The 24,031-nt window shown below is 67.2% G+C and carries 25 protein-coding genes, 1 pseudogene and 1 riboswitch; of the genes and pseudogenes, 7 read left to right on the top strand and 19 right to left on the bottom strand.

The window, feature by feature from the left end; translation table 11 throughout:
• Positions 1 to 12 precede the first annotated feature (12 nt).
• Positions 13 to 1,149, top strand: a complete 1,137-nt coding sequence (locus ACP2WS_RS05420) for a PilT/PilU family type 4a pilus ATPase (RefSeq protein ID WP_374492077.1) — start codon at positions 13 to 15, stop codon at positions 1,147 to 1,149.
• Positions 1,150 to 1,339: 190 nt separating this feature from the next.
• On the opposite strand, the gene ACP2WS_RS05415 is transcribed toward ACP2WS_RS05420, so the two are convergent.
• From ACP2WS_RS05415 to ACP2WS_RS05405, 3 genes are all read right to left on the bottom strand, one after another.
• Positions 1,340 to 3,364: a methyltransferase domain-containing protein gene (locus tag ACP2WS_RS05415; protein WP_426459856.1), complete on the bottom strand. Its 2,025-nt coding sequence runs from the start codon at positions 3,362 to 3,364 to the stop codon at positions 1,340 to 1,342.
• Positions 3,365 to 3,553: 189 nt separating this feature from the next.
• On the bottom strand, positions 3,554 to 4,045 hold the full coding sequence (locus tag ACP2WS_RS05410; RefSeq protein WP_426459855.1) for a GNAT family N-acetyltransferase: 492 nt from the start codon (positions 4,043 to 4,045) through the stop codon (positions 3,554 to 3,556).
• A gap of 3 nt (positions 4,046 to 4,048) precedes the next feature.
• Positions 4,049 to 4,321, bottom strand: coding sequence for a type II toxin-antitoxin system TacA family antitoxin (locus tag ACP2WS_RS05405; protein ID WP_426459854.1), 273 nt, complete (start codon positions 4,319 to 4,321; stop codon positions 4,049 to 4,051).
• Positions 4,322 to 4,540: 219 nt separating this feature from the next.
• On the opposite strand from ACP2WS_RS05405, the pseudogene ACP2WS_RS05400 reads away from it, so the two are divergent.
• Together ACP2WS_RS05400 and ACP2WS_RS05395 are read left to right on the top strand one after the other, a co-directional pair.
• Positions 4,541 to 4,663: pseudogene (locus tag ACP2WS_RS05400) on the top strand (IS30 family transposase); the annotation flags it as partial.
• Positions 4,660 to 5,817, top strand: coding sequence for a hypothetical protein (locus ACP2WS_RS05395; RefSeq protein ID WP_426459853.1), 1,158 nt, complete (start codon positions 4,660 to 4,662; stop codon positions 5,815 to 5,817). The pseudogene ACP2WS_RS05400 and the gene ACP2WS_RS05395, both read left to right, overlap by 4 nt.
• A 116-nt stretch (positions 5,818 to 5,933) precedes the next feature.
• Here ACP2WS_RS05395 and ACP2WS_RS05390 read toward each other — a convergent pair whose 3' ends face one another.
• The 16 genes from ACP2WS_RS05390 to ACP2WS_RS05315 all read right to left on the bottom strand — a co-directional run bounded on the left by ACP2WS_RS05390 (position 5,934) and on the right by ACP2WS_RS05315 (position 19,035).
• Entirely contained in the window at positions 5,934 to 6,239 is a 306-nt protein-coding gene (locus ACP2WS_RS05390; protein ID WP_426459964.1) for a (2Fe-2S) ferredoxin domain-containing protein, read from the bottom strand.
• Between the two features lie 140 nt (positions 6,240 to 6,379).
• On the bottom strand, positions 6,380 to 7,402 hold the full coding sequence (cobJ, locus tag ACP2WS_RS05385; protein WP_426459852.1) for a precorrin-3B C(17)-methyltransferase: 1,023 nt from the start codon (positions 7,400 to 7,402) through the stop codon (positions 6,380 to 6,382).
• Positions 7,399 to 7,881, bottom strand: coding sequence for a cobalamin biosynthesis protein (locus ACP2WS_RS05380; protein WP_426459851.1), 483 nt, complete (start codon positions 7,879 to 7,881; stop codon positions 7,399 to 7,401). Before ACP2WS_RS05380 ends, cobJ begins: the two co-directional genes overlap by 4 nt.
• Entirely contained in the window at positions 7,878 to 8,678 is an 801-nt protein-coding gene (locus tag ACP2WS_RS05375) for a cobalamin biosynthesis central domain-containing protein (protein WP_426459850.1), read from the bottom strand. Before ACP2WS_RS05375 ends, ACP2WS_RS05380 begins: the two co-directional genes overlap by 4 nt.
• The gene (cobI, locus tag ACP2WS_RS05370; RefSeq protein ID WP_426459848.1) at positions 8,675 to 9,586 is read right to left on the bottom strand and encodes a precorrin-2 C(20)-methyltransferase; all 912 of its coding nucleotides are present in this window, start codon (positions 9,584 to 9,586) and stop codon (positions 8,675 to 8,677) included. The genes ACP2WS_RS05375 and cobI overlap by 4 nt, the downstream gene beginning before the upstream one ends.
• A complete protein-coding gene (gene cbiE / locus ACP2WS_RS05365) occupies positions 9,583 to 10,926 on the bottom strand; it encodes a precorrin-6y C5,15-methyltransferase (decarboxylating) subunit CbiE (RefSeq protein ID WP_426459847.1) in 1,344 nt (447 codons plus the stop codon). Before cbiE ends, cobI begins: the two co-directional genes overlap by 4 nt.
• Before the next feature lie 65 nt (positions 10,927 to 10,991).
• On the bottom strand, positions 10,992 to 11,732 hold the full coding sequence (locus tag ACP2WS_RS05360; protein ID WP_426459846.1) for an SIR2 family NAD-dependent protein deacylase: 741 nt from the start codon (positions 11,730 to 11,732) through the stop codon (positions 10,992 to 10,994).
• Positions 11,733 to 11,737: 5 nt separating this feature from the next.
• A complete protein-coding gene (locus ACP2WS_RS05355) occupies positions 11,738 to 12,331 on the bottom strand; it encodes a methylated-DNA--[protein]-cysteine S-methyltransferase (protein WP_426459845.1) in 594 nt (197 codons plus the stop codon).
• Positions 12,332 to 12,338: 7 nt separating this feature from the next.
• Positions 12,339 to 13,550 (bottom strand): cobalt-precorrin-5B (C(1))-methyltransferase, encoded by a 1,212-nt coding sequence (locus tag ACP2WS_RS05350; protein ID WP_426459844.1) that lies wholly within the window; start codon positions 13,548 to 13,550, stop codon positions 12,339 to 12,341.
• 17 nt (positions 13,551 to 13,567) lie between these two features.
• The gene (locus tag ACP2WS_RS05345; RefSeq protein ID WP_374492088.1) at positions 13,568 to 14,251 is read right to left on the bottom strand and encodes a precorrin-8X methylmutase; all 684 of its coding nucleotides are present in this window, start codon (positions 14,249 to 14,251) and stop codon (positions 13,568 to 13,570) included.
• 81 nt (positions 14,252 to 14,332) lie between these two features.
• On the bottom strand, positions 14,333 to 15,418 hold the full coding sequence (locus tag ACP2WS_RS05340) for a sirohydrochlorin chelatase (protein ID WP_426459843.1): 1,086 nt from the start codon (positions 15,416 to 15,418) through the stop codon (positions 14,333 to 14,335).
• Positions 15,419 to 15,422: 4 nt separating this feature from the next.
• A complete protein-coding gene (gene cobM, locus ACP2WS_RS05335) occupies positions 15,423 to 16,331 on the bottom strand; it encodes a precorrin-4 C(11)-methyltransferase (RefSeq protein WP_426459842.1) in 909 nt (302 codons plus the stop codon).
• Positions 16,328 to 17,218, bottom strand: a complete 891-nt coding sequence (locus ACP2WS_RS05330; RefSeq protein WP_426459841.1) for an energy-coupling factor ABC transporter ATP-binding protein — start codon at positions 17,216 to 17,218, stop codon at positions 16,328 to 16,330. The genes cobM and ACP2WS_RS05330 overlap by 4 nt, the downstream gene beginning before the upstream one ends.
• Positions 17,215 to 17,970 carry an energy-coupling factor transporter transmembrane component T family protein gene (locus ACP2WS_RS05325; RefSeq protein WP_426459839.1) on the bottom strand — a complete coding sequence of 252 codons (756 nt, stop codon included), beginning with the start codon at positions 17,968 to 17,970 and terminating at the stop codon, positions 17,215 to 17,217. Before ACP2WS_RS05325 ends, ACP2WS_RS05330 begins: the two co-directional genes overlap by 4 nt.
• Positions 17,960 to 18,370, bottom strand: coding sequence for an energy-coupling factor ABC transporter substrate-binding protein (locus tag ACP2WS_RS05320; RefSeq protein ID WP_426459838.1), 411 nt, complete (start codon positions 18,368 to 18,370; stop codon positions 17,960 to 17,962). The genes ACP2WS_RS05325 and ACP2WS_RS05320 overlap by 11 nt, the downstream gene beginning before the upstream one ends.
• Entirely contained in the window at positions 18,367 to 19,035 is a 669-nt protein-coding gene (locus ACP2WS_RS05315) for an energy-coupling factor ABC transporter permease (protein WP_426459837.1), read from the bottom strand. Before ACP2WS_RS05315 ends, ACP2WS_RS05320 begins: the two co-directional genes overlap by 4 nt.
• Positions 19,036 to 19,224: 189 nt before the next feature.
• Positions 19,225 to 19,445: riboswitch (cobalamin riboswitch) on the bottom strand.
• Positions 19,446 to 19,661: 216 nt separating this feature from the next.
• Here ACP2WS_RS05315 and ACP2WS_RS05310 point away from each other — a divergent pair.
• The 4 genes from ACP2WS_RS05310 (at position 19,662) to ACP2WS_RS05295 (ending at position 23,948) form a co-directional block, all read left to right on the top strand.
• The gene (locus ACP2WS_RS05310; RefSeq protein ID WP_426459836.1) at positions 19,662 to 20,063 is read left to right on the top strand and encodes a DUF1413 domain-containing protein; all 402 of its coding nucleotides are present in this window, start codon (positions 19,662 to 19,664) and stop codon (positions 20,061 to 20,063) included.
• Between the two features lie 33 nt (positions 20,064 to 20,096).
• Positions 20,097 to 21,509 carry a hypothetical protein gene (locus ACP2WS_RS05305; protein ID WP_426459835.1) on the top strand — a complete coding sequence of 471 codons (1,413 nt, stop codon included), beginning with the start codon at positions 20,097 to 20,099 and terminating at the stop codon, positions 21,507 to 21,509.
• A 167-nt stretch (positions 21,510 to 21,676) separates the two neighbouring features.
• The gene (gene hemB, locus ACP2WS_RS05300) at positions 21,677 to 22,690 is read left to right on the top strand and encodes a porphobilinogen synthase (RefSeq protein ID WP_374492098.1); all 1,014 of its coding nucleotides are present in this window, start codon (positions 21,677 to 21,679) and stop codon (positions 22,688 to 22,690) included.
• Positions 22,691 to 22,748: 58 nt separating this feature from the next.
• Positions 22,749 to 23,948 carry a magnesium transporter CorA family protein gene (locus ACP2WS_RS05295; RefSeq protein WP_426459834.1) on the top strand — a complete coding sequence of 400 codons (1,200 nt, stop codon included), beginning with the start codon at positions 22,749 to 22,751 and terminating at the stop codon, positions 23,946 to 23,948.
• Positions 23,949 to 24,031 lie beyond the last annotated feature (83 nt).

Below are 24,031 nucleotides of genomic sequence, written 5' to 3'. Positions count from 1 at the left end.
AGGAGACTCCCTATGGATCGCGACCAGGCCAGTCAGTTCATCCACGAATTGCTCAAGCTGCTGGTGAGCCGCAACGGCAGCGACCTGTTCATCACGGCCGAATTTCCCCCGGCCATCAAGGTGGACGGCCGCATCAACAAGGTGTCGAGCCAGCCGCTCACGCCGGCCCACACGCTGGCGCTGACGCGCTCGATCATGAACGACCGCCAGATGAGCGAGTTCGAGCGCACCAAGGAATGCAACTTCGCCATCTCGCCCCCGGGCACCGGGCGCTTCCGCGTCAACGCCTTTGTGCAGATGGGCAAGGTGGGCATGGTGCTGCGGGTGATCCCGAGCAAGCTCCCCACCATCGACGACCTGAGGCTGCCCCCCATCCTCAAGGACATCTCCATGACCAAGCGGGGGCTGGTGATCGTGGTCGGCGCCACGGGATCGGGCAAGTCCACCACGCTGGCCGCCATGGTGGACTGGCGCAACGAGAATTCCTACGGGCACATCATCACGATCGAGGACCCGGTGGAATTCGTGCACCCGCACAAGAACTGCATCGTCACCCAGCGCGAGGTGGGACTCGACACCGAGGACTGGGAAATCGCCCTCAAGAACACCCTGCGCCAGGCCCCGGACGTGATCCTGATGGGCGAAATCCGCGACCGCGAAACCATGGAACACGCCGTGGCCTTTGCCGAGACCGGGCACCTCTGTCTGGCCACACTGCACGCCAACAGCGCCAACCAGGCGCTCGACCGCATCATCAACTTCTTCCCCGAGGAACGTCGCACGCAGCTGCTCATGGACCTCTCGCTCAACCTCAAGGGCATGGTTTCGCAGCGCCTGCTGCCGCGCGAGAACAGCAAGGGCCGCGTCGCGGTCATCGAAATCCTGCTCAACTCGCCGCTGATCTCCGACCTGATCTTCAAGGGCGAGGTCGGCGAAATCAAGGAAGTCATGCGCCGCAGCCGGGACATCGGCATGCAGACCTTCGACCAGGCCCTGTTCGACGCCTTCGAGGAAGGCACGATCTCCTACCAGGATGCCCTGCGCAACGCCGACTCGCAAAACGACCTGCGCCTGCAGATCAAGCTCAACTCCAAGCGCGCTGCCACCTCCGACCTGGCCGCCGGCACCGAGCACCTCTCGGTCATGTAAGCCGCCTCACCGCCGCCCTGCTCTACGACCCCAGTGGGAAGTAAAAAGAAACGGGAACGGAAGGCCAAAGGGGGAGAGAACCAGCCCAGGTTCCCTCCCCCTTGTTGCGCATGCGTTCAGGCTCAGGCCATCAGATCAGGTGTCCTGGTTCCAGGCCCATTCATTTTTCTGTGGACACACCCTCTACGACCTACACACCCAGATCGAGGCGCTGCTGCAGCAGCATGCGCTCCACGGTGCGCTGGCGCAGCAGATCGGTGCAGGAGGCGGCTGCCGGGGCATCGGCCTCGCGGCGCCGGAACACGAAGGGCTTGCCCGGCAGGGCCGGGTGCGTGCCCACATAGTCCAGCGTGGGCGGCGCCATCAGGGGCAGCATGCCCGCCAGCGACTCGTTGCTGCGCAGATGCGTGGGCCAGCGGTTCTCGATGCCGTTGAAGCACTCGCTGATGAACAGCAGCCCGCCCTCGCCCACATGGCCGGCCACCCCCTCGAAGAACTGGGCCGGATCGGGCACATGCTCGATCACCTCCAGGCACACCACTGCGTCGTAGGCGTGGGTCACCCGGTCGACCACCCGCACCGGCAGCTTGCGGCCCCGGCGCGACGCACGCACGGTGTCGAAATGGCGCGCCGCCACCTCGGCCATGCGGGACTGGTCGTAATCCACATAGGTCACGGAAAATCCCGCCAGCGCAAACCGCAGCGAGTCGATGCCGATGCCGTCACCCAGCGCCAGCACGCGGGGGCTGCGCTGGTGCTCGCGCTGCCATTCGTCGAGCGCCGAGACAATGAAGGCCGCCATCTGCAGCCGCCCCGGGTCTTCGCAGGTGGCCGCCAGCTCCACGGCCAGACCCAGCCCGTGCCGGTAGAGCCGGTCCATGCCCGCGGACATGACAAAGGGCACCACATCGAAGCGCCGGAGGTCCTCCGCCACGGCGGTGCCGGGCTGCTGGCGCTCAGCCTCGATGCGGGCCACCACGGCAGCGGCGTCCTGCTTCACCCCTTCGCGCCGCCCCACCTTGGCAATGGCTGCAGCCATGTCCGCCGTATCGAGCGGCAGGTGCAGCACGGGCTTGACCCGCTCCACCAGCGCATCGAGCCGGGGTGAACCGATGGGCACGCGGTGCTCCAGCGCCCCGGTCAGCGTCCGCTCCAGTGCCTCGGCCACGCTCTGGCGGTCGATGCGGGCCGCCAGCGTGTCGTACTGCTGGCAGGCCTGCGCCACCTGATCGGGATAGTGGGCAAACACCTGTTCGAGCGCCCGCACGCAGCCTTCGAGGTCATCCACGTCATACAGCAGGGAAGACGGCAGCAGCCCCTGCGGCCCGCCCGAGCGCGACGCCACCACCGGAATGCCCCGCCGGAGCGACTCGGGCACGGTCAGCCCGTAGGGCTCGGTCGTGGCACACACCAGCGTGACCGTGCGGGTGGCGATGTTGATCGCATACGGATCGGGATGGTGGTCGAACACCCGCACCGGCACCCCGCGCTTCTGGATCATGCGCCCCAGCCGGCCGTCGGCACTGTGGGCCGAACCGATGATGTCCACACGCACCGGCACCCCCCGCAGCGCCAGCGCCTTGGCCACATCCAGCGCAAAGACGGCATGCTTGCGGTGCGAGCGCGTGCCGATCACCTGGATCACGTTCTCGCCCGCATCGTCGAAGGCGCGCGGCTCCACGGCCTGGGTGTAATCGAAGGGTTCGAGCACGCGCAGCGGCGCCTGCAGCGCCTCGGGGAACTGCCCGGCCACGAAGTCCGAGCACGCAATGATCCCGCTGGAAGACTCCCCCACCATCGCCAGATACGACGCCCGCGACAGCGCCACCGGCATCAGCTCCTCGTCCTGCAGATATTCATGCACGTAGTGCAGGTGCGGAATGCCCAGATACCGCGCGATCCACGCTCCGTGCAGAATCGCCAGCGTGTTGGACAGGGCCAGATCGTAGGCCCCCTCGCGCAGCACGCGCACGATGTCGGCCAGATCGAGCCGCGCATAGTGCAGCAGCGCCCCCGAGACATCCGGCAGGGCAAAGGGCACCGGCAGGTGGTAGCAGCGATGGCCGCGCTCCGTGTAGTAGGCCGCCTCGCCCCGCTCCAGATCAGGCAGGATGATGTCCACCTCATGGCGCTCGGCCAGCATCGCCACCAGATGGCGCAAGGCATGTTCGGCCCCTCCGGGCCCCCCGCTGTGGGCAAATACGATGATTTTCAAGGCTGCTCCTGTCCTGTCGCGTACAGGGCCACACGGCCCCATGCACCCCCGATTGTCCATCAGCGCCCAGCCCTTCCCGCCGTGCGTGCACACCGGGGCGGGAATAGGTCACGGAGGACAGTGAAGAAGGACAGAGAGAAGACAGCACCATCATGGAAAACGGCGCCGTGCATGCACGCAATCAATTTCTCAATTCGAGCCAATGGGAAGATAGAGCGTCCGTGCCGATGTGCCCGTGCACCGAAAGCCGAAGCTCTCGTAGAACGCGGCTGCCCGCGCATCCTTGGCATCCACGACCAGCACGCGCACGCCCATCGTCTGCCGCACGGACAAGGCCCGATTGACCGCATGCCCCAGGAGCAGCCCACCGTACCCCTTACCCTGCTCAGCACGGGAGACAGCCAGCCGGCCTACGCGAATGGCCGGCACCGGGTACGCGGGCAGCCGCTTGCGGTCGTCCTCGCGGAGCTCATGCAGATGCAGCTGCGCAGCCGACAGTGCGCAGTAGCCGAGAATCCGGGCCGGCTCGGTGTCGTCGATCAGCACGTGGGTGGTGGCGATGCCATCGCGCTGATGCTGCCCGGCGCGGCGGCGCAGATAGTCGTCCAGCGCGGCCACGCCGCAGGCGAAGCCTTCGCGATCGTGCTGGCGTCCGTCCAGGACGGTGAAGGTCAGCGCCATGCCTCAGCGCTGCGTCAGGCCAGCAGCCGACTCCATCGCCTGCTTCAGGCGGGCATTGGGGCGGAAAGGCGCGTCCAGCGCGTCCAGGAAGCGGCGCGATTCGGCCTCGGACAGCGTGACGACGGTATCGGCGGCGATGGCGGCATCGGCTTCACGCAACACGGCATTGCGCACGAACGACGACAGCGGCATGCCGCGCAGAGCAGCCGCCTTGGCGATGCGCTCCTTGTCGCGGGCTTCGAGACGAAGGTCAAGACGAGCGGAATTTGCGTTCATGAGATACCCCTATTTGTACGGAATGGTACCGTACAAATCGAGTGCCAGCACATCCTCATGCTCTTGTGCGCTAGATTCGGTGCGACGACGAATGACGTCGGCCATCTCGAAATGTTCAGCCATGGCCCCGGCACTCCCGCCAACTGCACTTGGCGGCCTTGAAGGAGCTGAGACAAGGCCAAGACGACATCAGCCATCTCAGGCGTCTCGGCCCACCAGGAGGCAACTGGTCTGCGTGTGCACGACCAGGAGGCCCTGGACTCCATGGCGGACTTGATGAACAACCGCCCCAGGCAGATGTTCGATTGGCGCTCGCCCTACAGGCCTTTGCACAGTGCATGACATGGCCGCTGTGGAAGACAGAAACTCCTCTGCCCTTCATCGAACATCAACCTGCAGTGTTGCGCTTCGGATTGGAGACCGCCGAGCGTATGATCGTTCGGGATGTGACAACAAAAGGAATCACCATGCTGCTTCACGACAAAAGCTATCTATCCGCCATTCATGAACTTCTGGAAAAGGCTGACTCAGCATGCGTAGCTGTTGCCTTTTGGGGGGAAGGCAGTGAGTCTATCTTTAAAAAATGGCAAGGTAAATCGCTGCGCATTCTGTGCAACCTTTCCATGGGGGGAACAAATCCTTCTGTCATCCCGAAGTTACAGGCTTTACAGAATATGGAAATTAAACAGGTAGATACCCTCCATGCAAAGCTTGTTATGACAAACAAGGCCATGGTGGTAGGGTCTGCCAATATGTCCTGTAATGGACTTGGCTTGGAAGATAACGAGGTGGATGGATTTCATGAACTTGGCTTGTGCACCAAAAACTCTGCGCTATTGGAACGGGCCAGTGTATGGTTTGATGATCTGTGGAGTGAGGCGCGCCCCATCACGCAGGCGGATCTCGATGCCGCCAACGAGGCCTGGAGAAGGCGACGCGCTACGCGCAACCCTAACAAAAAGAATCAGACAAGTTTGCTGGAGCTGTCACCTGAAGACATGAAAGACCGAGAAATCTATTTCGTGTTTTTTCGCGATCATGTTAGTGACACAGCCCTACGGCATCTTAAGGAAACAAACAGTGCGTTGACACAGCAATCTGGCGTGGAACACGATGTACTCGATGTGTATGAAGGCTGGAAAGAGTCCGAGCTTCCGAAAGACCCCAACGCTATTCTGATTCCCGTCTATTGGGGGAAAAAAGGAGCGATACGTATTGATGCGCCGCAACGGCCGATCCCTGACCTAGAGAAAATTTACGTCAAAGATGGGGAAACGATTAGGCTCGACTTCACGACGTATGTGCAGAATCCAGAAACACTGGAGACTCCTTTGGAATACCCGAAGAAAGGGAACAAGGACAAGAAATTGTGCGAGTGGCTGAAAAAGTGGCTGCAGTCTATGCCAGATCGTGTTGACAAGGATGGCGAGGTTGCGTTTTGTGAACCTGTCCATGCATTTCTCGCCTGGTACAGGGATAACAGAGCTGAGGAGTAAACAGGGAAATCGAAAAAGTGGCGAAATCCACAATCACGTCAACCCTCCTCGGCAAGACCCTGCAATGAGGCAGGCAGCCCCCTGTCTGCCCCAACGCACAGAGTCTTCTCCTGCCCCTATGCCTGATGGAACACCAGATCCTCGACTGGCTGGCCGCCTACGAGGTGCTGGGCGATGATGCGGTCCATGTTTTCGGGGGTGACGTTGTAGTACCAGGTGCCGTCGGGCTGGACGCAGACGACGGGGCCGCCCTTGCAGGCGGCGAAGCAGCTTACGCGGGTGCGCTTGACGCGGAGGTCGCCCTGATCGAGGCCGGCGGCCTTGAACTTGGCGCCGAGGGCGTCGAAGAGCTGCTGCGATTCGCCGTGCTGGGTGCAGCGTGGGCCGGTGCACACGAGCAGGTGGCGGCGGTAGGCGCCGATGCGCGGCTTGACGACGCCTTCGGCCGGTGTCTGCGGGGCAGCCGCGCCGGAGGCCGGCTCTGTGCCGGTGCAGGGTGCCGCGACAGGGGCGGGGTCTGCTGCCGTGCAGGCGCAGGAGGGCTGCGGGGTCTGCTGTTCGCTCATGCTTCGGTCTTCCCGGCGGCGGCGGTGTCGTCGCTCTCGGGCTGCAGGGGATCCTGCAGGGTGATGCGGATGTAGTCGGCCGGCAGGCGGTACTGGTGGGCGAGCTGGTCGATGGTGGTGCCTGCGGCGTGGGCGGCCTGGAGGGTGTCGAGCCAGCCGTGGAGGCCGGTGGACAGCGAGCGGCCGGCTTTTTCGCCTTCGTGGGCGGTGCCATCGCCGGCGACGTCGTACTTGTTGGCATAGCCACGGGGGGTGACCATGAGACCGTCGCGCACGAAGGTGTTGCTGTTGCCGATGAGCACGGTGCTGAGCATGCCGATGTCGTGTTCGGCCATCTGCGCGAGGGTGGTGAACTGGATGGACTGGCGGCGGCGGTAGGCGCTCTTGACGATGGCCACGGGGGTGTCGGGGCTGCGGTGGCGCAGGAACAGGCGCTGGGCTTCCTGGATCTGGCGCGTGCGGCGGCCGCTCTTGGGGTTGTAGAGCGCGGTGACGAAGTCGGCGGCGGCGGCGGCGTCGAGCCGGCGGGCGATGACGGGCCAGGGAGTGAGCAGGTCGGAGAGCGAGATGGCGCAGAAGTCGTGCGTGAGGGGGGCGCCGACGAGCGCGGCGCAGCTGTTGAGGGCGGAGGCACCGGGGACGATTTCGACTTCGACATCGCCCTCGGGTGTCCAGCCGGCCTGGAAGAGCACTTCGTAGGTGGGGCCGGCCATGCCGTAGACGCCGGCGTCGCCGGAGGAGATGAGGGCGACTTTCTTGCCGGCGCGGGCGGCTTCGAGCGCGCTGACGGCGCGGTCGAGTTCCTCGGTCATGGATTTGCGGATGATTTCCTTGCCTTCGACAAGGTCGGCCACGAGCTTGATGTAGGTGACGTAGCCGATGACCACGTCGGCCTCGGCGATGGCTTCGCGGGCACGGGCGGTCATGTGGTCGACGCTGCCCGGGCCGATGCCGACGAGCGCGATGCGGCCCACGGCGGCAGGGGCGGAAGGGGAAGGAGTGAGGACGGTATCGGTCATGAAAGGTCTGCAGGGAAAGGGAAAAGGGCCATGGAGACGGTGGCGTTGCGGCCGTCGGCTCCGCGAAGTTTGTGTTTCTCGATGACGAGGGCGGCGGGCGGCGCGGGGTGTGTGCCGCCTCCGGCGGCCAGCAGGGCGGCGGCTTCGCTCACCGAAGGGGTGCCGGTGTACTTGCGCACGGTTTCGCTCGGGTGGGGCACGGGCACGGCAGCCAGCTCGGCCGGGGCATGGAAATGGATCTGCCAGCTCTGCTCGGCCGCGAGGGCGAGCAGCCCGGGCTCGTCGGCCTTGAGGGTGATGCTGGCCACGGCGGCAATGTCCGACCAGTCACGCCCCAGCTGCGCGAGCGCCTCGGACACGGCCTGCCGCAGGGTGGCGACGGGAGTGCCCCGGTCGCAGCCGAGTCCCAGCGCGAGCCGGGGCAGGTCTGCGGCGGGGGGGCGGGAGGTGCCTGGTGTGCTGGAGGGGGCTGCGCTCATGCGGCGGGCTCTTCCTGCGGAGGGCGGTACACCACCAGCCGCTCGGCCCACTGCTGCCAGAGGGCGTCGTCGACGGGGCGCTGGGTGATCCAGAGCACGGCGGCGTGGCGGGCGGGGTCCACGTCCTCGAACCGGGTGAGGCGCTCGATGTTGGCCGGCAGGGGCGTGGGGCGGGTCCACCAGTGGGGGCTGCCGGCTTCCTGCACCACGGCGATGGGCTCGCCGTTGACCACGTGGGCCGAGACGCGGGTGATGTTGATCTTGGGGGCTTCGACACGCCAGCCCAGGTGCCGGCCCAGGATGTCGACCGGGATGGTGCGGCCCACGTCCGAGGCGGTGGTCAGCACGGGCGCCGCGCCGAGCAGGTCGGCCACGCGCTCGCTCCAGGCGTTGGCTCCGCCGACATGGCCGGAGAGCACGGGGATCACGTACTGGCCCGCATCGTCGACCACGATGATGCCGGGGTCGACGTCCTTGCTCACGAGGTGGGGCGCGATGAGGCGCACCACGGCGCCGAGCGAGACGAAGAAGACGATCTGGTCGTAATGGGCAAAGAGGGGCGCGATTTCATCCCGCAGGGCGCCTTCGTAGATGCGCTGGGGCTGCGGCAGGCTGGCCCATTCGGCGGCGAACTTGGCCGAGGTGCACAGCGTGGGCGGCGGCAGCTCTTCGGGCCAGCGGCTGGCCAGGGTGCGGGCCTGCGCCACGCCGTGGCGGGTGATGGCGACGATGCACACGCGCGTGGCTTCGGGCGGGGTGGCGGGGGCGCTGGTGACGACGGTGGTGTCCTGGCTCATGCGGCGTTCTCTTCGTCCGTAGGGGCTGTGGGGGTGGAAATGGAGGGAAAAATGGCGGAGGCGGAGGGAGCTGCGTCAGGGCCGGCCTTGCGCAGGCAGCCCTTGATGCGCTCGCCGCGCACGCGGTGCGGATGGCGCACGATGAGCAGCGAGAGGTAGTTCACCCGGGTGCCGCGCAGCGCGCGCAGGGCGGTGCCGCTCATGCGGCGTTCGTCCTCGGCACCGACGCGCTCGATGAAGTGCGCGCCTTCGAGCAGCTGGCGTGCTTCCAGCCAGTCGATGAGCTCGTCGAGGATGGGCTTGATCTTCATGAGCACGAGCGTGTCGAAATCCGGCAGCAGGCGGTCGACGGCGCTCACGCCGTAGGCAGCGGGCACGATGGCCACGGTGTCGTCCTGCTCGGCGAAGGGCACGCCCGCATCGGCGCAGGCAGCGGTGAAGGAATTGACGCCGGCGATGATCTCCACCTGCACGCGCGCATCGAGCCCCTGCACGGTGCGGGCCAGATGGCCAAAGGTGGCGTAGGTGCTGGCATCGCCCTCGACGAGGAAAAGCACGTCCAGCCCCGCTGCGAGCCAGGGCAGCACGGTGTCGGCGGCCTTGAGCCAGGCGCGTGCGAGCTTTTCGCCGTCGTGCGTCATGGGAAACAGCAGCAGGCCGTGGGTGTCGGGGGGCGTCAGGCCGGCGCGGGTGACGATGTCGAGCGCATAGCTCGGCGTCTTGCCGCTGCGGGCCGGGTACACCCAGGCGCAGTCGCGGCGCTGGAGCGCCTCCCAGGCAGCGCGGGTGATGAGGCCCGGATCGCCCGGGCCGAGCGACACGCCGATGAGCCGGCCCAGGGGCTGGCCGGCAGGGCGGGCAGGCAGCGCCGGAGCTGCTGCGGAAGAAGGCGGTGTGGAGAGGGTCATGTCTGGGGTTCCTCGCGGGAGGCGCACACGATCCAGACCGGGTTTTCGGCGGCCATGCGGTGCATGTGAAGGATGGGACGGCTGCGGGCGGCCTGCAGCTGGAGCACGTCCCACTGAAGGGCGGGATCGGTGTCGGCGGCTGCGGCCAGGGCGGCCGTGGCGGTGGCGAGGTTTTCGAGGGTGACGAAGTTCATTACCAGATGGCCGCCGGTGCGCAGCCGGCCCAGGATGAGGCCGATGAGGCCCGCCAGCTCTCCGCCCGAACCGCCGATGAACACGGCGTCGGGGTCGGGCCAGGCGTCGAGCCCTTCGGGGGCACGGCCATGAAAGAGGCTGTAGTTGCTCACTCCGAAGGCGGCATGGTTGCGGCCCGCGATGGCGTGGTCGCCCTCGTTCTTCTCGATGGCGTACACGTGCCCGGCCGTGCACAGACGGGCGGCTTCGAGGCCGACCGAGCCGCTGCCGGCGCCGATGTCCCAGACGGTGCTGTCGCGCCGCAGCTGCAGCCGCGCGAGCGACACGGCCCGCACCTCCTGCTTGGTGATGAGTCCCTTGTCGGGCTGCCGCTGGTGGAAGGCGCCATCGGGCAGCCCCAGCAGCACGGGATCGGGGCGTGGCTGCAGGCGCCACAGCACCACCACGTTGAGCGGGGCAAAGGTGCCGGAGGCCGCTTCCTGCACGGTGAGCTGTGCATGCACGCGCTCGCCGGGCTGGAGCAGGTTCTCGGCCACGGCCATGGCAAAGGCGTCGCCCAGCCCCTCGGCCAGCAGCAGGCGGGCAATGCGGGCGGGCGTGTTGTCGGGGCTGGTGAGCACCAGCAGCCGGTCGTGGGCACGCAGCGCCTGCGCCAGCGCATAGAGGCCGTGGCTGGGCGGAGCGCCTGTCTGCCACTCGCCCGCGTCGCGCGCATGCACGGAGACGATGCGGGCATCCTGCCAGGCCAGCCCGAGGCGGGCACACGCGAGCTGCAGGGTGCTGAGGTTGGGCAGGATCTCCAGCGCCTCGATGCACAGGCGGCTCGCCAGATACGGCGCGATGCCGTGGCAGAGCGGATCGCCGGTGGCCAGCACCACGCAGCGCTGGTGGCGGTCGCGGGCTTCGCGGATCCATTCGGGCACCTGCGCCAGGTGCCCGGTCAGGTCGCGCCGCACACAGTCGGCTCGCAGCTCCGGCCCGAACAGAGCCAGCGTGCGGGCACCGCCGATGACCACATCGGCCGTGCGCAGGTGCGCGAGCGCCGTGGCACCCAGGCTGGCCACGCCGTCATCGAGCACGCCGATGACGCGGCAGCGGTTGGGATCGGGAGAGGAGGAGACAGAGGAATCAGAAGAATCGGTCATGGACTGCAGAAGAACAGAGGATCAGAAGGAAGAGCCGGCTGGCGCACACCGCACGGGATCGCGGCTCATCGGGAAAGGGGAGGAACTGGAGGGAGCGTGGCACCAGCATCGGCATCAGCGCCCACCTGCTCCAGCAGCTGGCGCACCACGCGCGGCACGCCCACGGCCGCCCGCTCGGCCACGACGTGCACGCCGGACAGGCCCGGCGCCGGATGGGGGTCGATGAGGTACACGGGGGCATGGGCGGGCGCATGGTGCACCAGCCCTGCAGCCGGGTAGACCTTGAGCGAGGTGCCGACCACCAGCACCACATCGGCCGCCTCGACCTGGGCCACGGCCTCGGGCATGAGGGGCACTTCCTCGCCAAACCACACGATGTGCGGCCGCAGCGGCGCGCCCCAGGGGTCGCGCTGGTCGGGGGTCTGGTCCTCGTGCCAGGCGATGCGCCAGTCGGGCCGCGCGGTGCTGCGCAGCTGGGTGAGCTCGCCGTGCAGGTGCAGCACATGGCGGCTGCCTGCGCGCTCGTGCAGGTCGTCCACGTTCTGGGTGACGATGCGCACCTCGTACCCTGCTTCCAGCGCCACCAGCGCCTCGTGGGCGGCGTTGGGCCGCACCACGCGCAGCTGGCGCCGGCGGACGTTGTAGAAGTCGATCACGCGCTGCGGGTGGGCTGCAAAGGCCTCGGGCGTGGCCACGTCCTCGACGCGGTGTCCCTCCCACAGGCCGCCCGCCCCCCGGAAGGTCTGCAGGCCGCTGTCGGCGCTGATGCCTGCGCCCGTGAGCACGACGCAAAGGGGTTTGCGCACAGGATTCATGCACCACCCTTCATGAGATCGTCCATTTCCTGCACGGACCAGCAGGAAGTCTGCCCTGCTTCGAGCGCCAGCAGGGCGCGCTTGCGCTCCACGCCGCCGGTGTAGCCGGCCAGGCGCCCATCGCTCGCGATGACGCGGTGGCAGGGCACCACGATGGCGAGCGGGTTGCGCCCGTTGGCCATGGCCACGGCCCGCACGGCGCCGGGCTGCCCGAGCGCGTGGGCCTCGTCGGCATAGCTGCGCGTGTGGCCGTAGGGCACGACCCGCAGCACCTGCCAGACGGCGAGCTGGAACGGGGTGCCGTAGGGCACGAGGGCAAGATCGAACTCCCGGCGCGTGCCGTCGAAATACGCGGTGAGCTGGGCCACGAGCGCCTGCAGGTGGGCCCGGGCCTCGCGGACCTCGAACTCCTCTCCCGCCGCGGCTGCGGGCTGCTCCATGCCGTGATGGGCACGCACGGCCTCGCGCGCAAGCCGGAAGCCCCGCGCCTCGGCACGGTCGGCATAGTCGAGCAGATGCACGCCCTGCGCACTGCACAGGGCCAGCATGTCGCCAAGGGGGGTGAAGAAGGTCTGGGCCAGCAGAGTCATGGGAGCCTCACTCGGTATCGAAGTCGGCGCTGTGCGTGTGGCCGATGCCGGTGCGCCCCGCCGTGGCGGGCAGCGCATGCGGATCGGGCGGTGCCGACCACACGTCGGCCACCTTGTGGCCCGCGAAGTCGCACACCAGCACCCGCAGCTGAAAGGCGTGTCCGTAGCGCTCGGGGGCGGTGAGCGTGTCGATGGCGGCCTGCGCGAGCGCCCGGTGGAACGCATCGCCCAGCCCGCGCTCGACCATCAGCTCGGCCCCGAAGCGGGCCGTCTCCGCGCCCGCGATGGCGGCGCAGTCGGCCTCGCTGGCGCCGATGTCGCGGGCGATGCGCGCCACGAGATCGGTGTCGACCACGTTGCGGTTGGCATGGGTGATGGTTTCGCCCTGCGCGATCTTGGTGAGCTTGCCCACCATGACGCCCAGCACCACGAGCGGGATGCCCTGCGCCACCGCCTCGTCGAGCGCATAGCGCAGGAAGTCGCCCATCTGCACGAAGCAGGCCGCCGGCAGGCCGGGATGGTCACGGCGCAGCTCGGCCATGACGAAGGTCTCGGTGCGCCCGCCGGTGGTGAGGGCCACCAGATCGTGCTCCACCGTGGCAGCCACCTGCACGCCCTGCACCACGCTGGCGCGCCAGGCGCTGGTGGAATAAGGCTTGACGATGCCGGTGGTGCCCAGAATGCTGATGCCGCCCAGAATGCCGAGGCGGGCATTGGTGGTCTTGCGGGCCATCTCCTCCCCGCCCGGCACGCTGATGGTGACCTCGAACCCGTGCGTGGCGAGCAGTCCGGCTGCCACCTCGCGCAGGTTGTCGGCGATGTTCTGGCGCGGCACGGGATTGATGGCCGGGCCGCCCACCTCCAGGCCCAGTCCGGGCAACGTCACGGTGCCCACGCCGGGGCCGTTGCGGTACACGATGGCCCCGGGCTGGCCGGGCAGCAGCCGCAGGTCCACGGTAAGGTGGGCGCGGTCGGTGCAGTCGGGGTCGTCGCCGGCGAACTTCTCGATGTAGGCATGGGCGGCGCGCGCGTCGCCCTCCCCCTCCACATGTCCGTCCCCCACGGCAAAGGTCACGTGGTCGCCGTTGGGCAGCACGCTGGTGACCTGCGCAGGCACGGTGCCCTCGATCAGGCCGATGGCGCAGGCACGGGCCGCCGCGGCCGAGCAGGCCCCGGTGGTGAAGCCGGTGCGGGTTCCACGGGCTGGTGCTTTGTCCATGCTGGTGCTCCCCTGACTCAGGCGGCCTCGGCCTGCTTCTGGCGTGCCTCGGCCACCGCCAGCAGCGCGTGCAGGGTGGCCACCACCAGAGTGGAGCCGCCCTTGCGGCCGTCGATGACGATCCAGGGCACGTCCTGCACGCCGGCCATGAGCGCCTTGCTCTCGGCGGCCGACACGAAGCCCACCGGCATGCCGATGACCAGCGCGGGGCGGGCGCCCTCCTCCCGGATCAGGCGCTCGATCTCGATGAGCGCGGTGGGGGCATTGCCGATGGCGACGATCGCCCTGTCCAGCAGCCCCAGCCGGTGCGCCTTGCGCATGGCCTGCACGGCGCGGGTGGTGTCTTCGGCGCGGGCCTGGGCGATCACGTCGTCGTCGCTGATGAAGTGGTGCGTGGTCATGCCGAAGTGGCGCAGGCGGGGGGCCGACAGGCCCACGCAGATCATCTCCACATCGGCCACGACGGGCGTGCCGCCGCCCAGAATGGCCTGCAGCGCGGCATCGACCGCAGCCGGATGGAAGCGCGTGAGGCCATTGAAGTCGAAATCGGCATTGGCGTGGATCATGCGGCGCACCACGGGCCACTGGTCGGCCGTGTAGGCGTGGGGGCCAGCCTCGCGGTCGATGATGGCAAAGCTGTCGTGCTCGATGGCCTGCCCGGCGCGGGTGAGCTGTTCGGTGATGGTGTTGACGGTGCTCATGGTCGGATCACTCGGAAAAAGAGAAAACGGAAGGCCGGCACCCCGGGGTGCGCGGCAGATCGGCAGGCGTGCGCCCTGCCCTCAGGCCGGATGCGCCGGGTGCACCGGCTGGCCGGGTTCCGGCGTGCGGTGGGTGCAGTGGCGGGCCGCATCGTTGCCGTCGTCGGCGGGTAGCGGGGCAGCGCCGTGCGCGTGGTCGTGATCGTGGTCATGACCGTGCCCCTCGGAACCATGGGCGTGTGCGTGATCATGCCCGTGTGCATGGTCATGGTCATGGTCATGACCGTGTGCGTGCTCATGGCTGTGGTCATGGGCATGATCGGGACCGTGATCGTGGTCGGCGCCATGGTCATGGCTGTGGGGGGCGTACAGATGGTGGTCGTGCCGCACCGTGGCATGGGGCGCGCCGCGCTGCCAGCGGTCCACGCGCTCGTCGAGCAATGCAAAAATCTCGGGCTCGAAGCCGAAGTACGACGCATGGGCAAAGCGCACGCCGGGGTACTGCCGGGCCAGATGCCCCATCTGCCGGTCGATGCGCTCCATGAGCGTGCCGGTGAACAGGTAGTACGGCAGCACGACGACCTGCGTCATGCCCAGCGTCACTTGCCGCTGCACCACGCGCTCCAGTCGGGGGTGGGTGATGCCCGTGAAGGCGATGTCCACCAGCTCGTGGTCGCTCTCCTCCCACAGCCAGCGGGCCATCTTGGCCACCTCGCCGTTGGCCTTGCGGTCGCTGGAGCCGCGCCCCAGCAGCACCACGCCCGTGCTGCGCGGATCGGGCACATCGAGGCGGTGCATGGCATGCCGGAGCTTGCGCCGCAGCACGGTCAGGATCGGCTCGCCCGCTCCCAGATGCGGAGCCTGGTCGAAGCGCACGCCGGCATGGCGCTGGCTGGCGGCCTCGATGGCGCGTGGAATGTCGCCCTTGACGTGCCCGGCCGCGTTCAGGATGAGCGGCAGCACCAGCACGCGGCCGGTGCCGGCACGGGCTGCGCGCGCGGCGCGGTCCAGCCCCTCGTCGAGCAGCACATCGGCAAACTCGATGAAGCCGACCTCGATGTGCCAGCCCGGATGCCGCTCGCGCCAGCGGGCCGCGAACTGTTCGATTTCGTCGTTGCCGCCCGCAGCGCGCGAGCCGTGACCGACCAGGAGAAGAGTGTCTTGCATGGAGTCAGGTTCCGGAATGTTCCGTGGGCGGAACAGAAGCGGCAGAGGATGCCGCAGAAATTGCAGGTGCGGACTCGGCAGGGGGCGCGTCGTGCCCCGCAGCGGCCGGAGCCGGGGATGCTGGCGTGCTCGCGCGCCGGAAGCGGTGCGTGAAGCCCGGATCGTAGAGCTTGGAGCGGGCCAGCGTCTCCCACTGGCTCGCGCCCAGAGTGGGACTCGCCACGATCATGGCCTGGCTCACGATGCCCGCCTCGCGGCAGCGCTGCCGGATGTCGGCCAGCGTGCCGCGCACGACTTTTTCCTGCCCGGGCCAGCTCGCCTTGTGCACCACCAGCATGGGGCTGTCATCTGCCCATCCGGCCGCGCGCAGGCCGGCTTCGACCTTGTGCAGCAGCGTGATCGACAGGAACAGGCACAGCGTGGTGTGGTGTGCGGCCAGCGCGGCCAGGTCCTCGCCCTCGGGCATGGGCGTGCGCCCCTCCACGCGGGTGAGAATCACGGTCTGCGTCACCTCCGGCAGGGTCATGGACTCGCCCGCCGCCGCCATCGAGGCCATGGCCGAGGACACTCCCGGCACCACGGCCCAGGCCACCCCCGCCGCATCGAGCGGGCGCGTCATCTCGATGAGCGCGCCGTACAGTCCCGGATCGCCGGTCTGCAGCCGCACCACCGTGTCGTGCTGGCGGGCGCGGGTGATGAGCCATTCGGTCATCTCCTCCAGCGTCATGTCCTTGGAATCGCGAATCTCGCAGCCCGGGGGGGTATAGCGGGTGGCCGCCTGGTCCACCAGCGACCCGGCGTAGAGCACGGCACCGGCCCGCTCCAGCAGACCGCGTCCCTTGACGGTGAGCAGTTCGGGGTCTCCGGGACCGGCTCCCACGAACCAGACTTGCGCTTGCGCGGCATCCATCATGCCGGGCCTCCTTGTGGTTGAGAATGAAGAAAGAATGCATCGGGCAGTGCCTGCACCGCCCCGAGCAGGGCCGCCATGCTGCGCACCGACGGTGCCGCCGGCAGCAGCCCCCGCCTCACCAGCGCCGCCTGCCACTGCGCTGCCTGGGGCAGCGGCTGGCCTGCGGCCTGCAGTGCCTCGGCATGGTGCGGCAGCTCCGCCGCCGGCACCGAGGCCACGCAGCGCCCTGCCCGCAGCAGGTGAATCGCGTCGGCCCAGCCATAGGCAAAATCCACGTCGTGGGTCGAGAGCAGCACCGTCATGCCGTCCGCCACCAGCCCGTCGAGCAGCGCCGCGAGCTCCTGCTGCATGCCGGCATCGAGCCCAGCCATGGGCTCATCGAGCAGCAGCAGCCGGGGCCGCATGGCCAGCACGCCGGCAATGCACACCCGCTTCTTCTGCCCGAAGCTGAGCTGGTGCACCGGCTTGCGCGCCAGCGCCGTCATGCCCACGGCCTCCAGCGCCTCGGCCACCCGGGCGCGCACGGTGGCTTCGTCGAGCCCCAGATTGAGCGGCCCGAACGACACATCCTCGATGACCGAGGCCGAGAACAGCTGGCGATCCGGATTCTGGAACACCATGCCCACCTCCCGCCGCAGCGCATGCAGCCCCCGGCGGCCATAGTCGAGCGGCGTGCCATGCACGCGCACCGCTCCCGACGCCGGCCGCAGCAGGCCGTTGCAGTGCTGCAGCAGCGTGGTCTTGCCCGCGCCGTTGGCGCCCAGCAACGCATTGCGCGTGCCGGAGGCAATGGCCAGGGTGCAGACATCGAGCCCGGCGCTCCCGTCGGGATAGCGGTAGGACACCTCCTGCGCCTCCAGCAGCAGATTTCCCTCCGCCGCCGTCATGCGAGACCTCCGCGCAGGGCCACCATGCCCGCCAGCAGCACCGCTCCGGCACAGCCCGCCACGCGCAGATCGCGTCGGGCATGGGCATAGTCGGGTGCCAGAAAATTCAGCGGGCCGTCGCCATTGCGCGCGCTCGCCGCTGCCTGCAGCGCCAGGGCGCGGCTCCAGATCTGCGCGGCCAGATTGGCCGCCAGCAGCGCCAGCGACCGCACCGAGCGCCGGAAAGGCCCATAGCCCAGCCGCGCCGCCTGCGCCGTGACGCCGTCGTCCCACGCCTCCATGAACACGAACACCATGCGGTAGCACAGCACCATCACATCGACCAGCACCTCGGGCACCCGCAGCCGGCGCGCCAGTCCGATCAGGTCACTCAGCGGCGTGGTCAGCACCAGCCCCACCATGGCCGCCAGCGCCGCCATGGCCCGCGTGCCCGTCAGGGCGGCCTCGGGCCAGCCGGCCGCATGCCAGTGCACCTCCGGCCATCCGCCTGCCGAAGGCGCCACCGCCACCAGCAGCGTCGCGCACGACAGCACCACAAAGCTGCCCGCAGGGGCCACCACCCGCGCATACAGCCGCGCCGGCACCCGCGCGCCACCCAGCGTCACCGCCGCCAGCAGCGCCGCCAGCAGCAGCTCGGCCTTCCAGTCCGGCGCGACAAAGGCCGCCGCCAGGCCACAGCCCGCAAACAGAGCCTTGGCCACCGGTGTCACATCGCGCCAGCGATTGGCATAGGCAGCCTGCTCAATCCACACGGGCCACTCCGGCGGGGCCCGCAGCAGCAGAGGTACGCTCCTGATGGGGGGACTGCTCCGGCGCATGGCCGGCTGCCTCCCGCTCGCGGCGCTGGCGTTCGCGTTCGCGATGGCGCGTCACCGACGCCCCGAGCCAGTAGCCGATCACCCCCGCCCCAATGGCCGCCTGCAGCGCAAACAGCATCGAGGCGATTTCGGGCCCGGGCTCCATCAGGGGCGCAAACCACGGGCGGTAGTGCGGTGCAATCACCGTGATGGCGTCGCGCGCTGCATCGTCCGACCCGCCAAAAAGCGCCTGCGCCTTGCCGTCCGGCCCCAGCGCCGGCGTGCGCACGAACAGGAGCGGCGCCACGGTCAGCACCACAACGCATGCCGCAATGATCCAGAATTGCCGCTTCATGCCCGCACCTCCTGCCCTGCATACAGCGGCAGACCGCGCAGATCCTCGCCCTGCAGGCGCGTCATGGCCTGCACCACCAGCACCGTCAGCAGCCCCTCGCTGATCGCCAGCGGAATCTGCGTCACGGCAAAGATGCCGCCGAACTTGAGCATCGAGCCCGCCACCCCGCTGACCGCATCGGGAAACGCCAGCGCCAGCTGCAGCGAGGTCACCACATACGTCACCAGATCAGCGAGCGTCGCCGCCAGAAACACATTCACGCTCAGCGGCAGGCGCAGCACGCGCCCGACGCGGAACACCGCCGCCGCCATGAGCGGCCCGGCAATGCCCATCGAGAACAGATTGGCCCCCAGCGTCGTCAGCCCCCCATGCGCCAGCAGAAGCGCCTGGAACAGCAGCACCACAAAGCTCACCGGCACCATCGCCAGCGGCCCGAACAGCAGAGCACCCAGCCCCACTCCCGTGGGATGCGAACAGCTGCCCGTGACCGAGGGCAGCTTCATGGCCGAGAGCAGAAAGGAAAACGCCGCCGACACCCCCAGCAGCATGCGCCGCTCCGGGTGATCGCGCAGACTGCGGCGCGCCGACCAGATGCCCGCTGCCAGAAACGGCGCCGAAGCCGCCGTCCATGCCACCGCGTGCTTGAGTGGCAGAAAACCTTCCATGATGTGCATTCGAAACCTCCCGTCGAACCGTGTGATGTGAAAGACACGAGCGCACCACGGCAACAGGAAGATGGGAAGGGAAAGTCTGGGCAGGCCGGCACGGCAGCCGCGCCCCGCCGTTTCCGCAGGGAGGAAACACAGAGGCGCACGCCAACGCGCGGCAGCAGACTCCCAGATCCCCCGGGGAATGGTGCTGGCTCGTCGCGGGCCGGTATTCTGGCTTGCCCTCTTCCTAGTCCGCGCCTTCCCGCGTCGGAGGACGCAGTGGCGTGAGGCGGAGTCGTCAGGCTTACAGCAGCGGGGGCTGCGCCGGAATGGCCACTAGCTGCATGGCGTCACCGGCTTCCCGTTTAACGCAGGCGCCAGACCCGAAGCCCGGCAACCCACGCACCCGTGCCGCCATTATAGGAAGGGAGGTGCGTGCTGGGGAGGGTGCTTGGCTGCGAAGCGGGCTGCCTCGAGCAGCCACTCCCCTGCGTCACCCTGCAGCCCCTTTCGCCCGGAGGTTGCCAGCAGCTCAGGCTCCAGGCACCATGCCATCCCAGACGCAAACAAAAAACATTGACACATGAGCGCAAATAATGCACACTCATCACAAAGGAGATAACCTCATCTGTCTCATCAAAATGGAGAAAGTGATGGCAACACTGTTTCTGAACGTGGACGACTCCCTTCTGTCTCGCGCACTGCTGAACAGCCAGGAACAAGGCATCAGCCTTGAGGCCTGGGTACATGAGGCGCTCAAGGCAGCCTCCCTTAGCCAGGCTCCCGATGCCCCGCACAAGACCGTGAATGTGGACAGCCTCATCTCTAGGCTCTTGGAGAAGGCACGCGCCGTAAACATCAAGGGCGAATTCACTCTGAACGAATTATGCGACGACAGTGACTGGAATGCACTCACGAGCGGAGAGCGCAAAAGCTTGGGCAAGGCCTTTCGCAAAGCCCTTGAAGACACCCATTCTCATCCACCCATTGCCAGGTTCGTGAGGCGCAACAGCGCCAACAAAGCCATTTATCAACGTATCTGACATCCACACCACAAAGCCCCAAGGAGTATTTGCATGTTGAAAGCTGCCTACCTGAGCGCACCCCACGTCCAGGATTTCATCGCATGGGTAAGCAATAACCTGTGCAACAGCACTTTCGCTCACAGCTACATCAACCGCAAGAGCAAAAAGGCCTGGAGCTGCAGCAGCCTTTGCGATGCGTACCACAAGTACCACTGGCCGGCCACTCCTACGCCCTTGGTGCGCGCGCATTCTTCGGTCACTGCCGGCACAACCTTTGCCACCAATGCAGCCATTCTGAGCGTGCTGCAAGCTGAACTGAATACCGGGCTGAGCGCGAACAACCTCAAGCAGGTCACTGACGCCGCAGTGGATGTCATGACCTGGGGCGGTGTACGCCTTGGCAATGTGAGCTGGCTGCTGCGCCCCTCTACTCAAAAGGAATTGCTGGATATTCTGCAAACGACCCGCACGGCACTCAACTCGGGGGATACAGGTCACCCTCCACTCACTGCATCTTCCCTGCGCTTCAACGCAGGCATGTCGAAAATCTACTCACTGATCTGCGATGACTTCATCATCTATGACAGCCGCGTGGGTGCAGCTTTGGGATGGATGGTGGTCAAATTCTGCACCAGCCACCACCTTCACGCAGTACCTGCCGAACTGAATTTCCCCTGGTCTCCCGCCAAGGAATCTGCCCATGCCCTGAACCCCAAACAGCGCAATCCAAGCACGACGCTGTTGCAGTTTCAACGTCTGAAGTCTGGCCCGCACCATGCAGAATGGAACTTGAAAGCCAGCTGGATTCTGGACGCAATTTTGAAGCATCCCACAACTGCTGCATGCACAACTGCCTGTTTTCATGCTCTTGCACCCAACCAGCACCTCCGCGCTCTGGAAGCCGCCCTGTTCATGATTGGCTACGATCTGGGTGGCACTGCATCGCACGGCACTGTTCCCGTCACGTCCACTGCCAGCAGCACCACCAAGGCCCACTCGATGGGAGCTGCATCTTTCTTTAACTGGATTGATGCCTCCACCATTTCCAACAACGTCGCCTTTCGCTATCGGGTGACGCCTGCCGCCATCGAAACACAAGAACAAGACGCTGCCGGCAATTGGGTGACTGGCCCCATCTTTACGGCAGCAATCATCGATGCCACCCTGGCCAATCTCCGGAAACAGTTCCCCTCTGGGGCCAGTTTCCCTCTGTCCAACAGCGCGACTGCGGTGCGCGCAGGAACGGCCACTCCAGGTATCGGCACCGCCTATTTCGCTGCAACAGGAAAATCCGGCAATCCGCCCGATACCAGCAAGCTGGCCGTCATTCTGGAAGACCTGGGTGCCATCATCCCCGTGGATCCCAGCAAGTTCCGTGGGCGTCGCTGGACGATCCCCGCCACATACATCACCAGCATTGTCCCGATGCTTTCGACGTATCTGGCCTACGAGGACGAGTTGTAACCTGCACTTGATGCGGAGGCGGCCGCAAGGCACGGCGCCGCGCCGCGCCGCGCCCACCGGCATAGAATGCCCCCATTCCGCCCTGTTCCGTGGGCTGATGGCGGGCCGGGGGTCTGCGGGGCACACGGGAGGGGGTGCTTTTGTGTTCTGTCTTTGTTGCTGGGATCATGACTACTCCTTACGCTGCTTTTCCTGCTGGTCGTCCGCGCCGTTTGCGTGTGGATGACGCTACCCGCCGCATGGTGCGCGAGCACCATGTGAGTGCCGATGACTTCATCCTGCCGGTGTTCGTGCACGAGGGCACGCAGCGGCGCGAGGCGGTGGGGTCGATGCCGGGGGTGGAGCGGCTGTCGATCGACCTGCTGCTGCGGGTGGCCGAGCAGTGCGTGGAGCTGGGCATTCCGTGCATCGACCTGTTCCCTGCCATCGATCCGTCGCTCAAGGACCCGGAGGGGCGAGAGGCGCTCAATCCCGAGGGGCTGATTCCGCGCACGATCGCGGCGATCAAGCAGGAGTTTCCGGAGCTGGCCGTGATGACGGATGTGGCGCTCGACCCCTACACCAGCCACGGGCAGGACGGGGTGCTCGACGACAGCGGCTACATCCTCAACGACATCACGGTGGAGCTGCTCACGCGCATGTCGGTGCTGCACGCACAGGCGGGGGCCGACATCATTTCGCCGAGCGACATGATGGACGGGCGCATCGGGTCGATCCGTGCCGCGTTCGAGCGCGAGGAGCTGGTGAATGCGCGCCTGATGGCCTACAGCGCCAAGTATGCGAGCGCGTTCTACGGCCCGTTCCGCGACGCGGTGGGCAGTGCCTCCAATCTGGGCAAGAGCAACAAGAAGGTCTACCAGATGGACCCGGCCAACAGCGACGAGGCGCTGCGCGAGGTGGCGCTCGACATTGCCGAGGGGGCCGACATGGTGATGGTCAAGCCGGGGCTGCCGTATCTGGACATCGTGCGGCGGGTGAAGGAGACTTTCCACGTCCCCACCTTCGTCTACCAGGTGAGCGGCGAATACGCGATGCTCAAGGCGGCGGCGCAGAACGGCTGGATCGACCACGACGCGGTGATGATGGAGAGCCTGTTGGCGTTCAAGCGGGCGGGGGCCGATGGCATTCTGACCTACAGCGCGCTGGAAGCGGCGCAGTGGCTGCGCACGCACGGCCGCTGAGGCCGGGCGGTTTTCGTTTTCGCACCGTTCGCCGGTACACCTGCCCCTGCTGCCTGCCATGCAGATCGTCGAATTCACGGCCGATACCTTGCGCTTTGCCGACGCGGTGCCTGCGGCGCTGCCGGCAGAGGGCTTTGTGTGGCTGATTCTGGACCGCGAGGAGCTGCCTGCCCTGCTGCCGACGGTGCAGCAGGCGGCACAGCACCTGGGCGGGTCGCAGCTGTTCGATCTGCACTGCCGCGATCTGGCGTATGCGGCCCATCCGTCGAACTACGATTACACCTCGGTGTATGACCTGATCATCTTCCGCCGTCTGGCCACCAAGGGCGAGATGCGCGGCAGCGCCGAGGACCGGGAGCTGCAGGACCTGACGGCAGTCCCCTCCTCCGCGAGCGCGGCCCGAGGCGGACGCCCCAAAGGCGAGGAGGCCCGCGAAGGGGGCCGCGCCTCGCTGGCGACGTTCCGCCGCATCCGGTCGATGGCCGTGGGGTTTGCGGTGTTCGACCGGCTGCTCATCAGCGTGCACCCGCTGCACTGCCACTCGGCGCACGAGTACATCGACCGCTACCTGGCCGATGCGCAGCTGAGTGTGGACAGCGGCGGCGCGTCTGCGGCTGCATCTGCATCCACCCCCACGGGGGTGCGCAGCCGCCTGCCGTTCAGCCCGGCCGATCTGGTGCTGCGCATGATCAACACCATGGTGGACAGCTACCTCGACGTGCGGCGCGAGCTGACGCAGCAGCTCGACCACTGGCAGGAGGCGCTGCTCAAGACGACGAGCCAGTTCACCGACTGGAGCACCCTGCTGATGGCGCGCAACCAGCTGCACATGCTCGAAGACCTGTGCGACGAGCAGCACGATGCCATGCAGGAGTGGCTCGACAGCCTGCGCGAGCAGCCGCTGGCGGCCGGGGCGACCAAGGAGGCGCGGCGCCTGGCGCAGCTGCAGCACGACCAGCTCATTGCCCGCGCGCGCGACATCATCGAGCACATCCAGCGCGTGGTGCACCACGTGCAGCGGCTGGAGCAGTCGGCCGAGACGGCGGTGCAGATTCACTTCAGCGTACAGAGCAACCGCACCAACGACATCATGAAGGTGCTCACGACGCTCACGGCCATCTTTCTGCCACTGAACCTGATTGCCGGGGTGTTCGGCATGAACTTCAAGAACATGCCGGCGCTCGACTGGCAGGACGGCTTCTGGATCACCCTGGGGGCGATGGCGCTCATCACGGTGGCGCTGAGCCTGTGGTTCTGACGCAAGCGCTTTCTGGACCGGGTGTAGGGCAGGCCCTGCCACGGATCACTGCAGGTTCACCGCCGCCGCATCACCACAGGGGC

The sequence above is a fragment of the Brachymonas moutaii (nom. illeg.) genome (genome assembly GCF_049977365.1).
GTDB lineage: Bacteria > Pseudomonadota > Gammaproteobacteria > Burkholderiales > Burkholderiaceae_C > Brachymonas.
The sequence above is the reverse complement of the archived record's forward strand: the minus strand, read 5'-3'. Positions and strand labels throughout refer to the sequence as shown.